We start from the raw sequence: 13,463 nt of genomic DNA on the forward strand, positions 1-13,463 counted from the left end.
GCGCGCTGCGCTCGGAGCAATAGGCGCATGGTGCTTTCCCGCTTGCCAACCAAAAGGGCAATGGCGAACCGCAAGGCGGGACGCCATTGCCGATGGCCGGACGGTCGCCAGGCATGGGGCGAAGAGCGGGTATCCGGGCTGACCTCCGTAACGGTGCAGCCCGGTTTCGCTTTCTCGGTCGATGACCCGATCATGACCATCGGGTCCTGCTTCGCGCGCGAGATCGAAGTCGTGCTGGCCGCGCGGGGCTTCGATCTTCCGGCATTGGCGGTGACGGTTCCCGACGGACAGCGGCCCGACGGCACGAAGCCGAACGTCATCCTCAATAAATACTCCGTCCACTCGATGGAGAATGAGATCCGCTGGGCCTTCGAGGGTCCGCCCTGCGAGCCCGAGCGCTTCTTTCTCTCGGTAGGGGACGATCTGTGGCACGACCCGCATGTCGTCCACAATGTGACGCCCGGCCCGATGTCGGTCGTTCAGTCCCGCCGCGACGGCATCGCGGCGATGATGCGCGAACTCCCGCGCTGCCGGGTCGTCGTCATCACGCTTGGCCTGGTCGAAAGCTGGTTTGACAAGGAAACGAGGCTCTATCTCAACACGATCCCGCCGGTGACCGTCTTGAAACAGCAGAGCCGGCGGTTCGAGCTGCATGTGCTCGATTACGGTGACGTTCTGAAAGCGCTCGACCGTATCCATGCGCTTATTGCCGCGTATGGCCACCCCGAATTCCACATTCTGTGCACGGTCTCGCCCGTGCCCTTCAAGATGACCTATACCGGTCAGGACGCGATCGTCGCCAATACCTACGGCAAAAGCGTGCAACGCGCCGCGGCCGAGGTTTTCGCGGCGAAGCATGAGAATGTCGACTATTTTCCCAGTTACGAGATCGTTGCGACATCGGATCGGCAGCGTGCCTATCTGCAAGACAATATTCACGTCACACCCGAAGCGGTCGACGCGATCATGTCGACCGTGCTCGATACCTATTGCGTTTCGGGGCAGGATGCCGCGTCGAAAGACAGTTCCGTTGAACCCGGCTGAAAGCCATGTTGAGTGAAAGCCAAGGATCCGCCCCCATGGAGCACCTGAACCGTTATTACGACACGGACTATGTCTCGCACCAGGTCAAGGCCGGGGAACACCGCCAGACCATCGGCGGCATGTGGGACAAGATCGGGCAGATGCAGTTCGACTATCTCAGGGCGCAGGGGCTGCAGCCCGGCTCGACGCTGCTCGACATAGGCTGCGGCTGTCTGCGCGGCGGCGTGCATTACGCGGCCTATCTCGATGCAGGGAATTACTACGGGATCGATTTGTCCAGGGATCTTCTGGATTCCGGCTACGATATCGAACTCGCGGCAGCGGGCCTGCAGCACAAGGTGCCGCGTGAGAACCTGCGCGATACGGACGCGTTCGACATCGCACCCTTCGGCGTTCGCTTCGACATGGCGATTGCCGTTTCAGTCTTTTCGCATCTGCCGGCCTCTTACCTGCGGCAATGCCTGATCAATCTCGCGGATTCCATGAAGACCGGAGGCACGCTCTTTGCCACGTATTTTCATTGCCCGCCCGGGCATGATTTCAACACCCCGCTGCGTCATCCTGCCGGCAAGCTCAGCCATCCGGGCAAGGATCCCTTCCACTACCGCGAAGAGGAACTCGTCGGCGCCGCCGAGGATCTGCCCTGGCGGCTCGAGACTTACCGATCCTGGGAACATCCGCGCGATCAGTGGATGGCGCATTTCGTCAAGATTGATCAATAACACATCCGAGCGTTACACCGCACTTTTCTGTAAAACACCTGACCTTTCAGAGAGATATTCATGACCATCCTCGTAACCGGCGGTGCCGGGTTCATTGGCAGCCATCTGGTGCCCAGGCTTCTTGACGCCGGGCACGCCGTTCGCATCCTCGACACACTGTCGCCCCAGATCCACGGCCAGATCCCCGAGGGGCTCGACTGGCTGCGCGAGACGCCGGGGCTGGAGTTCATCCGTGGATCGGTCGCCGACCGCGAAACGCTGGAGAAAGCCGTCGACGGGGTCGAGGCGATCGTGCATCTGGCCTCGGAAACCGGCACCGGCCAGTCGATGTACGAGATCTCGCGCTATTGCCACGAGAACGTGCAGGGCACGGCCGAGCTGTGCCAGGTCCTTGCCGCCAGCAAAGGGCACGGGGTCAAGCGCGTGCTGTTGTCCTCGTCGCGCTCGGTGTATGGCGAGGGCGCCTATCTGCGTCCGTCGGATCAGGCGCGCGTGACGCCCTCGGCCCGCACCGCCGCCGCGCTCAGGGCCCGGCAATGGGAGCCCGTCTGCCCCGAGACCGGCGAGGCGCTGGAACTGGTCCCCACGCGCGAAGACGACCGCACCGCGCCCTCGTCGATCTATGCGGCAACGAAGCTGATGCAGGAAGACCTGTTGCGCATCACCTGCGACAGCATGGGCATCGGATACGGCATCCTGCGGTTGCAGAACGTCTATGGCGAGGGGCAGTCGCTGAAGAATCCCTATACCGGCATCCTGTCGATCTTCTCGACCAAGATCCGCCGCGGGCTGGAACTGCCGATCTACGAGGACGGGCTGGAAAGCCGCGATTTCGTGCATGTCTCGGACGTCGTCGCGGCCTTCGCCAAGGCGCTGGCCACGCCCGAGCCGGTCAACGGGATCGTCAATGTTGGCTATGGGCAGGCAACCTCGGTGCTGGACGTGGCGGCAAGCCTGTCGCGCGCATTCGGGGCCGAGCCGAACACGCGGATCACCGGCGAATACCGGCTGGGCGATATCCGCCACAACGCGGCCGATGTCACGCGCCTGCAGACCCTGCTGGGCCACACGCCCGAGGTCAATCTGGATACCGGCCTCTCGCGCTTCGCGGCCTGGGTCGGCACCCAGGCCCTGCCCGAGGATCAGCTGGAAAAGGCCAAGGCCGAGCTGGTGCAGAAGGGGCTGATGGGGTGACAGCGGCGGGTGGCCGGGGGCTAAGCCAGGCCACACTCGCTTATGGAATGCAGGTTGCCGGGGCGGCTGATACGGTTCCGGCAATTGGAATACGTCAAATCGGAAGGTAGTTGCGGTGCGAACCATTTTGCACGTCGGGCCTCACAAGACAGGCACGACCACGATTCAGGGCGCGATGTCGGATGGCCGGGAAGCGCTGTTGCAGAAGGGGATTGATTTCCCAATCATCGGTCGCCGCGAGACCGGTGCGCAGGCGCACCGCTATTTCTCGGCGTTCATGCGTGGCGTGACGTCGGAATACGATGCGGGCTTCGAGGCATCGGCGCGCGCATGGAGTCCAGACGCCGATACCGTCGTTCTTTCGTCCGAGGATTTCTGGTTCGGCAGCACGACCGAGCAAATCGACAGGCTGCACGATCTTGTTCCAGGCATCGACACGGTCGTTTTCTTCAGCCGCGAGCCGGTTTCGCATCTCGTGTCGCTTTACAAGGAATCCATAAAGGGGCCCAACGCCGGAACGTTGGGAGACATGCTCGATCTTCAGCTTCGGCAGCTTGAGAAACCAAAAGCAGGCTATGCGTATTATCGGTTCGAAGAAAACCTCGACCGCTGGCGTCAGAGAGCGGACGTCAAGGTGGTAAAGCACGAGCGGAACATGGATATCCTCGCGTCGTTCTTCGATGCCGCAGGATTGGAAAAGGACGCGCTTTCGGACCTGCCGAGCGCACCCAATCTGAACGCCGCCGACAGCGATGTGGTCTGCGCGCTCCGCCTGTCCATCAACCATGCCCTAAAGCGTGGCGAGCTGGATGCCGAAGGATCGAAAAGGTTCAAGAAAATCCTTGCAAGGAAGGCGGGCAAGGAATTTTCAGAGCGTCATCGCGACAAGCTGATCGAACAGCGCTTCGAGACAAAGGCGTTCTTCGACGGGTTTGTCGCGTTCAATCCGTCGATGGCGGATCTGCATTCGCCTCCGGCGTCTGACATTGGTTTCAGAGAATTTCGTCAGGAAGACGCCAAGCGGATTTTGGAAGAGCTCGTCGCCTGAACCGACAGGAGCGCCCACGGGCGCTCCTGTGTTTTCTGACGGGCTGGTTCAGTCCCAGCCCATCTTCCTCAGATAGCCTTCGATAAGCGGCACGTCCGAGGGGTTGTTCAGCTCCCAGAACACCGCGCCGGGGGCCGAGACCTCGACCGCCTGGACAGGCGCGCCGTTCTCCAGGAAGCGCAGCTGTTCCAGCCCTTCGAGCGTCTCCAGCGGCGCAGGCTCCCACGCGATGTAGCGCGCCAGCGCCGTCGGGCGGTACGCATAAAGCCCGACATGGTGGAAAACCGGCACCTGCCCGTTGACCACGCCCTTGCCATTGGTGAAGGGGATGACCTCTTTCGAGAAATACAGCGCCTGTCCCAGCTGGTTCGACACCACTGTGGTCGCGCCCACGCGCCCGGCCGCGCGGTCGGCGATGAAGTTCTGCACCGCCTCCTCGTCGCAGCGCAGAACCGGGGTGGCCACCTGCAGGTCCGGCGTCTCGCGCATCGCCCGGACCAGCGCGGTCACGAAATGCGACGGCGTGAGCGGCGCATCGCCCTGCAGGTTGACGATGATCTCGGCGCCGATATTGGCGTTCTTGACCGCTTCGGCCACGCGCTCGGTCCCGTTGCGGCAGCTTTCGGCGGTCATGATCACGTCGACGCCGATCCGCGCGGCCTCGTCGGCGATGCGGCTGTCATCGGTGGCGACGTAAAGCGGGATGTCCTCGCCCAGCTCGGCCGCCGCGTTGCGCCCGGCGATGACCGACCGTTCAAGCAGCGTGCGTTCGGTGCCGTTGGCACCTTTCAGCGTCGCCAGCGGCTTGGCCGGGTAGCGGGTCGAGGCATAGCGCGCGGGAATGATGATCGCGGTATCGGCCATTTCAGAGCCCTTTTGCCAGCGCGTCGAAAGCGCGAAGCTGGCCGATCAGGGCGCCCAGCTCGCTGATCGGCACCATGTTGGGGCCGTCCGAGGGGGCGTTGTCGGGGTCTTCATGCGTCTCGATGAACAGCCCCGAGACACCCACCGCGCAGGCCGCCCGCGCCAGCACGGGCACGAATTCGCGCTGCCCGCCCGAGGTGGCGCCCTGACCGCCCGGCTGCTGCACCGAATGCGTGGCGTCGAAGATCACCGGATAGCCGGTCTGCGCCATGATCGGCAGGCCCCGGAAATCCGTCACCAGCGTGTTGTAGCCGAACGAGGTGCCCCGGTCGCACAGCATGATCTGCGTGTTGCCGGTCGATTCGACTTTCTTGGCGACATTGCCCATGTCCCAGGGGGCCAGGAACTGGCCCTTCTTGACGTTGATGGCCTTGCCGGTCGCCCCGGCGGCCAGCAACAGGTCGGTCTGGCGGCACAGGAAAGCGGGGATCTGCAGCACGTCGCAGACCTCGGCGGCGGTGGCGCACTGGCTGGCCTCGTGCACATCGGTCAGCACCGGCACGCCGAATTCGTCGCGGATCTTGCCGAGGATCTCGAGCCCTTTCTCGATCCCCAGCCCGCGCTGTGTCGAGATCGACGAGCGGTTCGCCTTGTCGTAGCTCGCCTTGAAGACGAATTGGGTACCGGTCGGCGCGCAGGCTTCGGCGATCTTCTCGGCCATCAGCCGCGCATGGTCGAGGCTTTCAAGCTGGCAGGGGCCGGCGATCAGGAAAATGGGAGAACCGGCACCGACTTTGATATTGCCGATTTCTATCGTCTTGGCGGTCATGGGAAGCCTTGAATCTGATTTGGATGTCAATGGGGCCGGGCCGTCCCCTAGGGCGCCGTCCCCGTCCCGGTCGCGAAGGATCGCCACGCGGAACGGGTCGCGGAAATGCCCCGGGGCGGGACCGGGTTGAAGCTTCCCATAGTATCCTGCGCTACCCGCGCGGGTGCAAGGGTGGTTCTGGCGCCCGGGGTCGTGCGCGGCCGCCCGAAGCGGGAAATCGCGCGGGCGGGGATGACGGGCGGGGCAAGACGTCCGATCCGGTCAGCAGCGCGTGCAGCCTGTCCATCCGGTGGTGGCGGGTCCCTTGGGGCAACGTCATCGCGGGCTCACCCCACCACCCGGTGGCCGCGCCCGCGCAGGCACTGGATGACCATCGCCTCGCGCCGGTCCGCGACATCCGCCGCGCTGGCAGCACCGCCGGCCATGGCCCCGACAAGCGCACCGCCCAGGGCGTCGCCACCCGCATCCGCCTCGCCCAGCACGGCGCCAAGACCCGCGCCCAGCAGCGCCGCGCCCATGGTTTCATGGTCCAGCTGGCGCTGATCGCGCGCCAGCGTCTGACAGGCCCGCAGATCGGCGTGGTAGGCAGGTGTCGGCACGCCGTCCAGAACGGGCGTGTAGTTTGCACCCGAATTGGCGCAGGCGCCCAGCAGTGCGGCGGCGCCCAGCAGAAGGGAGAGGGAGGCTTTCATCGTCATGTCCTCGTGCGATGTTTGTGACGCACGGGGATTTAGGGGATCGCCGGGCCGCCCGGCATGACCGCCCGTATCACAGGATTGACCGCCGGTATCAATCGGCGCCCAGAAAGGCCGTCGGGCTGCGCCCGGTCCAGCGGCGGAAGGCGCGCACGAAGGACGAGGCTTCGGAGAATCCCAGAAGATAGGCCGTCTCGTTCACCGAGACCTTGCGCGCGCGCAGGTAATCCACGGCCATCCGGTGGCGCAGCGCATCGTGCAGGCCCGCGAAGGTAACGCCCTCGTCTTTGAGCCGCCGGTACAGGGTCTGGCGGCTCATGCCCAGATCGCGCGCCAGCCGGTCCATCGACGGCGCGCCCTTGTGCAGATCGGGCAGAAGCCGCGCCTCGATCCGGGCGCGGATCGTGTCGGCTTGCGACAATTCGGCCAGCAGCGCATCGGCATGGCGCGCGAAGATGCCGAATACATAGGGATTGCCGGGTTCGAACGCGGTGCGCGGCGTCAGCCAGACGGGATCGATGCGCAGCGCGTTGCGCCCGGCCCCGAAGCGGACGGGGATCTGCAGCAGCTCGGGATACGCGGCGGCATGGGGCGGCGGCGGCCAGCTCACATCGAGCGCCAGCGCGAAGACCTGGTCGGGAAAGGCGCGGCGAAACTCGCTGATGAACCGCGCGAAGGACGCCTCCATCATCAGGTAATCGGCATCCGCGACCGGCAGGTGATCCAGGATCCAGACCTCGGATCCGCTGCGCCGGATCTCGAAGCGATCGCGCCCCGCCATGGCATTCGTGTCGGCGATCAGCCGCAGGTAGCGGTTGAGCTGGGCGATGGAATGCTCAAGCGAGGCCGAGTGATGCACGATCTGGCCAACCACCGACATCTCTTCCAGCCGTGTGTCCAGCGTCTGGCGCAGCAAGAGCGCGGTATCGCCGGTCTGCGCCATCGCCGCCGTGATCACCGCGCCATAGGCGGAGACCGGAACGCGGGCATCCTGCGCCGCCAGTTGCGCGGCGTTCAATCCCCCCGCGCGCAGCAGGGCGTCGCGGGTGGCCCCGCGTGTGACCGCGTAATCGACAAACGCCGCGACGAAACCCGCCGCCATCATCGGCTGAGACATCCTGTACCTCGACCCTCGGGGGCGCGCCTGATCGGCCCGCCTGCGCGACGGAAGGCGGCTGTCCCCAGGCCGCGCAGGGCTGACGAAGGGGTGATGCCGCGCGTCATCGCGTTGTTACCGTTGGTGTTTAGCCCTTGCGCTTACTTCATGCGACGGAAAATTCTCGTGTCCATCTCTCTTTGCGATCTGCAGAAATCCTTTGGCGGCAAGCCCGCCCTGGCCGGTGTCTCGGCCGAGATCGCGGCGGGCGAATTCTTTGCCATCGTCGGCGCGTCGGGCTGCGGCAAGTCCACGCTGCTGCGGCTGATCGCCGGACTGGATGAACCCGATGCGGGCGAGATCCATCTGGGCGCGCGTCAGGTCAGCGGGCGCGGTGTGCATGTCCCGCCCGAAGCGCGAAAGGTGGGCTTCGTGTTCCAGTCCTATGCGCTGTGGCCGCATCTCGATGTGCGCGGTAACGTGGCCTTCCCGGCCGAGTCCGCCGGCCTGTCGCGGGCCGAAGCCGCGCGTCATGCCGACCGGCATCTGGCGACCGTCGCGCTGAGCGATTACGCCACCCGCAAACCTGCCGATCTGTCAGGCGGACAGCGGCAGCGCGTGGCGCTTGCGCGCTGCCTGGCGCAGGATGCGGGCACGATCCTGATGGACGAACCGCTCGCCAATCTCGACCCGCATCTGCGCCATGTGATGGAGGACGAGCTTGTGGCCTTTCATCGCCAGTCGGGCGCGACCACGGTCTACATCACCCATGACCAGCGCGAGGCGATGGCGGTGGCCGACCGCATGGCAGTGATGCGCGACGGGCGGTTCTTGCAGGTGGGTACGCCGGGCGAGATCTACGAGCGCCCGCAAAGCGCCGCCGTTGCGCGCTTCATCGGGCAGGGGGCCGTTCTGCCCGTCGAATACCGGCAGGGCCGGGTTTTCCTGCAGGGGCGCCCGGTTTCGATGCGCGGCCTCGGCGGACCCGAGGGCGCGCGCGAGGCGCTGTTTCGTCCCGCCGATCTGGTGCCCGGGGCCGAGGGACTGCCCGAATGCCTGGAAGGCCGCATCGTGTCGGCGCTGTACCGGGGCGGGCATTGGGAGGCGAAGGTCTCGGTGGCCGACGACCAGCCGCCGCTGACCCTGCATCTGCCGCAGAAGGTCACCGCCGGCGAAAGCTTGTCGCTGGCGGTGCGGGGCGGCTGGCTGTTGCCGGCCTGACCCCTACAGCCGCCACGGTACCACGCCGGGCGGCAACCGGCGTCCCAGAAGATCCAGCAGGGCCATAAGGACCACGGTCGCCACGACCGTCACCGCTGCCATCGCGGCGGCCAGCGTCGTGTAGCCACCATCCTCGTAATTGTAGATCGCGGTGCCGATCGTCTCGGTCCCGGTCGACCACAACAGGGCCGAGACCGTCACCTCGTTATACGCGGTCAGGAAGACGAGGATCGCGCCCGAAGCCGCCGCCGGCGCGATCAGCGGCAGGAAGATCCGTGTCAGCCTGCGCCCCCAGCCCGCGCCCGCGACCCGCGCCGCCTCATCGAGCGCCGGGTCAAGCTGCAGGCAGGCCGCCGTGACGGGCTTCAGCGCCACGGCGAAAAAGGCGCAGAGATAGGCCAGGACGATGATCCACAGCGTGTTGTAGATCGACACGCCCAGCCCGGGCAGCGGGCGCAGAAAGGTCAGGATGAAGGCGATCGAGATCACCAGCCCGGGGATCGCATAGGTCGTCTCGGCCAGCGATGACAGCGCCAGCCCGGCGCGCCGCGGCCCGCGCGCCCGCCCGGCGATCAGCCTTGCGGTCAGCGCGCCCAGCCCCGACAGGATCAGCGCGGCGGCGCTGGCGGCCAGGGTCGAGTTGAGGAAGGCGCGCGCGGTGACGCCCTGGCGAAACAGCACTTCGGCGAAATTGTCGAAGGTCAGGGTCTGCCAGCTCAGCGCCACGCCATAGGTCGGCACCAGCGCCGTCCCGAACAGCGCCGCCATCGGCAGGGCCAGCGTCACCAGAACCAGCGCGGTCATCGCGGCCTCGGTCGCGGGGCGCCAGCGTCCCAGGCGCAGCGACAGCGGCGCCTGTGCGGGGCCGATCAGGGCCGCGCGAAAGCGGCGGGCCAGCGTCATCTGCACCGCGACGACGGCGATGGCCAGAAGCGCCATCAGTGCCGACAACACTGCCACATCGGCCAGCATCGATGGTCCGAAGCTGGACAGCCGTTGCCAGATCAGCACCGGCAGGGTGATGTAGCGCCCCGGAATGCCCAACAGCGCCGGGATGCCGAAATTCCCCAGCGCCGACACGAAAGCCAGCGCATAGGCGGCCAGCAGGCTGGGCGCGAGCAACGGCAGGATCACGCGGCCCAGCAGCCTTGGCGCGCGGGCGCCGGCGATGCGCGCGGCCTCGGCCATCTCGCGCGGGAGGCTGCGCAGGGCGGCCAGCGTCACCAGAAAGACCAGCGGCATGGATTGCACCGCCAGCAACGCGATCACCCCGCCGCGTCCGTAAAGCGGGTGCGGCGTGCCGGGCGGCGGCGCCAGCCCCAGCGCACCCAGGAGCGGCGAGGACGGTCCCAGCGCCTGCGTCCACGCAATCGCGGTCACATGCGGCGGGATCATCATCGGGATCAGCAGCAGGAAGGTGAACACTGCCTTGCCCCGCAGGTCCGTGAGCCCGACGACCAGCGCGACCCCCACGCCGATGACCAGTGCCAGCCCGGCGGACAGCGCGGCGCTTTCCAGCGAATGCCACAGCGCGCGGGGCACCGGGCGGGACGTCAGCGCGTCGAGCATCGGCTGCAGCGTGGGCAGGCCCTCGGCCATCAGACCGGTACGCAAAAGCAGCGCCAGCGGCGTCACCATCAGCGCCGCCGCGAAAACAAGAAGCGCGGCGAGGGTCAGGCCCTCGCCGCCGAGCGTTGGTTTCAGACGCATCGATGCGGATCAGCCGCCGAAGATCTCGACAAAACGCATCCGGTCGTCAGTCGCGCTTTCCAGCGCGGCGGCGGGGTCGAAATCCAGCATCCGGATGTCTTCCAGCGCCGGGAAGCCCTCGGGCGGGGTGACGCCGGGCCGGGCGGGCAGATAGCCCATATCGGCGGCCAGTTGCTGCCCTTCTTCCGAGATCAGGAAATCGACGAATGCCTGGGCGGCGGGGACGTTCTGCGCGGTCGACAGGATCGCCACCGGCTCGGTCACGGCGCTGACGCCTTCCGCAGGGAAGACGAAGCCCACGGGCGCGCCGTTCGGGATCTCGCGGATCGGCAGGAAGTCGACGACCATGCCGTACATCTGTTCGCCACCGGCCACGGCGCGGTAGACACCTCCATTGCCGCCCTGCGGATTGGTCCCCTGATCGGCGAGGCCCTGGTAATAGTCCCAGCCCAGATCGGGATGCGCTGTCAGCGACACCATGTGGATCGTCGCCGCCCCCGAGGTCAGCGGCGAGGGCATGGCGATCTGGCCCTGTGCTTCGGGGCGCAGCAGGTCGGCCCAGCTTTCGGGGACGAAGGGGGCATTGGTGTTGTAGATGATGCCGGTGGTGATCAGCTTGGTCGAGAAGTAATGATGCTCGGGATCCATCAGCGCCGGATCGTAGGCCGACACATCGGCGCCCGGATAGGCCATCAGTCGGTCCTGCGCCTCGAGCCCTTCCATCGTGACCATGTCGGCGATCAGCAGCACATCGGCCTGCGGCGCGCCGGCGGCGTATTCGGCTTCCAGCCGTGCCATGACCTGCGTCGTGCCGTCACGGATCCATGTCACCTCGACATTCGGATAGGCGGCGGTGAAGGCGTCGACGGTGCGCTGGGCATCTTCGTTGGGCTGCGAGGTATACAGAACCAGCGGGCCGCTGATGTCGGTATTCTGGGCCGCGACCGGACCGGCAAGAACACTGGCCGCAATCGCCGCGGTAAGGATGCGTTGCATGATGAACCTCTGGTTTGGGGGCTGCGCGCCCCGTCGTTGCGTTCTGGGTGTCGTCCTGCGGGCGGCCTAGCCTGCGGATGTGACGCTGGGATGAAGGCGCCGCCGCTCTCTGGCCCGGGACCGGTGGCGCCCCGGATCTGCCCGCTTTCCGGGCGCGGGGGCGGAACAAACCTGCGCGGCTTGCCCATCGTGCTGGATTTCGCGCGCCGGGCGGGCAAGACTGGCGCAGACCCTGTCCACGGCGCCGCGGCCCGTTCCGTTCGCGGCGCTTGCCTCGGGCAGGTCGGGGAAGCGACGCCGCATTGGCGCAAGGAGACGAGTGTGCCCACCAAAGAAGAGGCCCTGCGGCAGAATCCGCATGCGCTGCGCGATCAGCGCGAAAAGAACCTCGAAGTCGCGATCGGTCGTCAGGTGCGCGAATTGCGCAAGCGCCAGCGCATGACCGGCGGCGAACTGGCGGCGATGACCGGGCTATCGGCGGGGATGCTGTCGAAGATCGAGAACGGGGTTATCTCGCCCTCGCTCAACACCATCTCGGCGCTGGCCCATGCGCTGCGGGTGCCACTGGTGCAGTTGTTCTCAAGCTACGAGGAAGAGCGCGGCTGCATGCATGTGAAATCCGGCGAAGGCGTCGAGATCGAGCGCGCCGGGACCCGCGCGGGCCATCAGTACCAGCTTCTGGGGCATATCGGCTCGAACGCGTCGGGCGTCGTGGTGGAGCCTTATCTCATCACCCTCGACGATGCCTCGCACCGTTTCCCGACCTTTCAGCACGAGGGGATCGAGATGCTCTACATGATCGAAGGCGTCGTCGATTACCGCCATGGCGACCGGATTTACCGGCTGGAACCCGGCGATTCGCTGCTGTTCGATTCGGACGCGCCGCACGGGCCAGAAGGAATCGTCACGCTGCCAGTACGCTACCTGTCGATCATCACCTACCCTCAGGCAGGCTGACGTTTTGTCGCTGCCGATTTTTTGGGCAGGGCGCCGGTGCCCCCGCGCAATGCGGTGATTCCGGATGCGATTTCCTGGCAAGGAAATGATTTCACTCACAGGCGCATAAATTTCTTGAAAAGAAACTAGGTTTCTCAATAGTAAGGGGTAACGGCACGAACAGGCCGGAGCCTCAAGCGCTATGGAGGATGCCATGTGTGGGATTGTTGGGCTTTTCCTGAAGGGAGACGATTTGCGTCCCCGCTTGGGAGAGCTGCTGAGCGATATGCTTATCACGATGACCGATCGCGGTCCTGACAGCGCCGGGATCGCGATCTACGGGGATGCGGCGTCGGATGGCGTGAAGATCACGGTGCAGTCGGACGATCCGGCGGCGGCTTTCGAAGGGCTCGACGCCGCGCTGTCGGAGAAGATCGGCGCGCCCGTCACGGTGAAGGTGGTCGACACCCACGCGGTCGTCAGCGTGCCCGAGAGCGCCAAGGACGCCGCCGTCGTGGCACTTGAAGAGCGCGGCTTGCGGATCATGGGCGCGGGCGTGGCGATGGAGATCTACAAGGAAGTCGGCCTGCCCAAGGACGTGTCCGAACGCTTCAACCTGCGCGCCATGGGCGGCAGCCACGGGATCGGCCATACGCGGATGGCCACGGAATCCGCCGTCACGACGATGGGCGCGCATCCGTTCTCGACCGCCGATGACCAGTGCCTCGTGCATAACGGCTCGCTGTCGAACCACAACCAAATGCGCCGCAAGCTGGCCAAGAAGGGCGTGTTCACCCGGTCGGAAAACGACACCGAGGTCGGCGCGGCCTATATCTCCAGCCGGATGGCCGACGGCGCGTCCCTGCGCGAGGCACTCGAAGGCACGCTTGAGGATCTTGACGGGTTCTTCACCTTCGTGACCGGCACCAAGAACGGCTTCGGCGTCGTGCGCGACCCGATCGCCTGCAAACCGGCGGTGATGGCCGAGACCGACGATTACGTCGCTTTCGCCAGCGAATACCGCGCCTTCGCCGACCTGCCGGGCATCGAGAAGGCCCGTGTCTGGGAACCCGAACCCGCCACCGTCTATTTCTGGGAGCGTTGAAGC

Annotated in this window: 13 protein-coding genes; 7 read left to right on the forward strand and 6 right to left on the reverse strand. The window is 65.9% G+C overall.

What is annotated here, in order from left to right; translation table 11 throughout:
* The first annotated feature begins 60 nt into the window (after positions 1 to 60).
* From C4N9_RS08090 to C4N9_RS08105, 4 genes are all read left to right on the forward strand, one after another.
* Positions 61 to 1,044 carry a GSCFA domain-containing protein gene (locus tag C4N9_RS08090; RefSeq protein ID WP_168192166.1) on the forward strand — a complete coding sequence of 328 codons (984 nt, stop codon included), beginning with the start codon at positions 61 to 63 and terminating at the stop codon, positions 1,042 to 1,044.
* Between the two features lie 35 nt (positions 1,045 to 1,079).
* Positions 1,080 to 1,766 (forward strand): class I SAM-dependent methyltransferase, encoded by a 687-nt coding sequence (locus C4N9_RS08095; RefSeq protein ID WP_168192167.1) that lies wholly within the window; start codon positions 1,080 to 1,082, stop codon positions 1,764 to 1,766.
* 60 nt (positions 1,767 to 1,826) lie between these two features.
* A complete protein-coding gene (locus C4N9_RS08100) occupies positions 1,827 to 2,960 on the forward strand; it encodes an NAD-dependent epimerase/dehydratase family protein (protein WP_109532809.1) in 1,134 nt (377 codons plus the stop codon).
* 115 nt (positions 2,961 to 3,075) lie between these two features.
* Positions 3,076 to 4,008, forward strand: a complete 933-nt coding sequence (locus tag C4N9_RS08105; RefSeq protein ID WP_146195138.1) for a hypothetical protein — start codon at positions 3,076 to 3,078, stop codon at positions 4,006 to 4,008.
* 48 nt (positions 4,009 to 4,056) lie between these two features.
* Here the strand turns inward: C4N9_RS08105 and C4N9_RS08110 are convergent, their stop codons facing one another.
* The 4 genes from C4N9_RS08110 to C4N9_RS08125 form a co-directional block, all read right to left on the reverse strand.
* Positions 4,057 to 4,872 carry a 3-deoxy-manno-octulosonate cytidylyltransferase gene (locus C4N9_RS08110; RefSeq protein ID WP_109532811.1) on the reverse strand — a complete coding sequence of 272 codons (816 nt, stop codon included), beginning with the start codon at positions 4,870 to 4,872 and terminating at the stop codon, positions 4,057 to 4,059.
* Position 4,873: 1 nt separating this feature from the next.
* A complete protein-coding gene (gene kdsA, locus C4N9_RS08115; RefSeq protein ID WP_109532812.1) occupies positions 4,874 to 5,701 on the reverse strand; it encodes a 3-deoxy-8-phosphooctulonate synthase in 828 nt (275 codons plus the stop codon).
* Positions 5,702 to 6,027: 326 nt separating this feature from the next.
* Positions 6,028 to 6,393 (reverse strand): glycine zipper family protein, encoded by a 366-nt coding sequence (locus tag C4N9_RS08120; protein WP_109532813.1) that lies wholly within the window; start codon positions 6,391 to 6,393, stop codon positions 6,028 to 6,030.
* 97 nt (positions 6,394 to 6,490) lie between these two features.
* The gene (locus tag C4N9_RS08125) at positions 6,491 to 7,513 is read right to left on the reverse strand and encodes an AraC family transcriptional regulator (RefSeq protein WP_109532814.1); all 1,023 of its coding nucleotides are present in this window, start codon (positions 7,511 to 7,513) and stop codon (positions 6,491 to 6,493) included.
* Positions 7,514 to 7,678: 165 nt separating this feature from the next.
* Between C4N9_RS08125 and C4N9_RS08130 the strand changes: the two genes are divergently transcribed.
* Positions 7,679 to 8,713 (forward strand): ABC transporter ATP-binding protein, encoded by a 1,035-nt coding sequence (locus tag C4N9_RS08130; protein WP_109532815.1) that lies wholly within the window; start codon positions 7,679 to 7,681, stop codon positions 8,711 to 8,713.
* A 3-nt stretch (positions 8,714 to 8,716) separates the two neighbouring features.
* Here the strand turns inward: C4N9_RS08130 and C4N9_RS08135 are convergent, their stop codons facing one another.
* Both C4N9_RS08135 and C4N9_RS08140 read right to left on the reverse strand, forming a co-directional pair.
* On the reverse strand, positions 8,717 to 10,423 hold the full coding sequence (locus C4N9_RS08135) for an ABC transporter permease (RefSeq protein WP_109532816.1): 1,707 nt from the start codon (positions 10,421 to 10,423) through the stop codon (positions 8,717 to 8,719).
* Positions 10,424 to 10,432: 9 nt separating this feature from the next.
* Positions 10,433 to 11,419, reverse strand: a complete 987-nt coding sequence (locus C4N9_RS08140; protein WP_109532817.1) for an ABC transporter substrate-binding protein — start codon at positions 11,417 to 11,419, stop codon at positions 10,433 to 10,435.
* A gap of 321 nt (positions 11,420 to 11,740) precedes the next feature.
* Between C4N9_RS08140 and C4N9_RS08145 the strand changes: the two genes are divergently transcribed.
* Positions 11,741 to 12,376: a helix-turn-helix domain-containing protein gene (locus tag C4N9_RS08145; RefSeq protein ID WP_109532818.1), complete on the forward strand. Its 636-nt coding sequence runs from the start codon at positions 11,741 to 11,743 to the stop codon at positions 12,374 to 12,376.
* 193 nt (positions 12,377 to 12,569) lie between these two features.
* Positions 12,570 to 13,460, forward strand: coding sequence for a class II glutamine amidotransferase (locus C4N9_RS08150; protein ID WP_109532944.1), 891 nt, complete (start codon positions 12,570 to 12,572; stop codon positions 13,458 to 13,460).
* The last annotated feature ends 3 nt before the right edge of the window (positions 13,461 to 13,463 follow it).

This window comes from Pararhodobacter marinus (assembly GCF_003122215.1).
Lineage (GTDB): Bacteria > Pseudomonadota > Alphaproteobacteria > Rhodobacterales > Rhodobacteraceae > Pararhodobacter > Pararhodobacter marinus.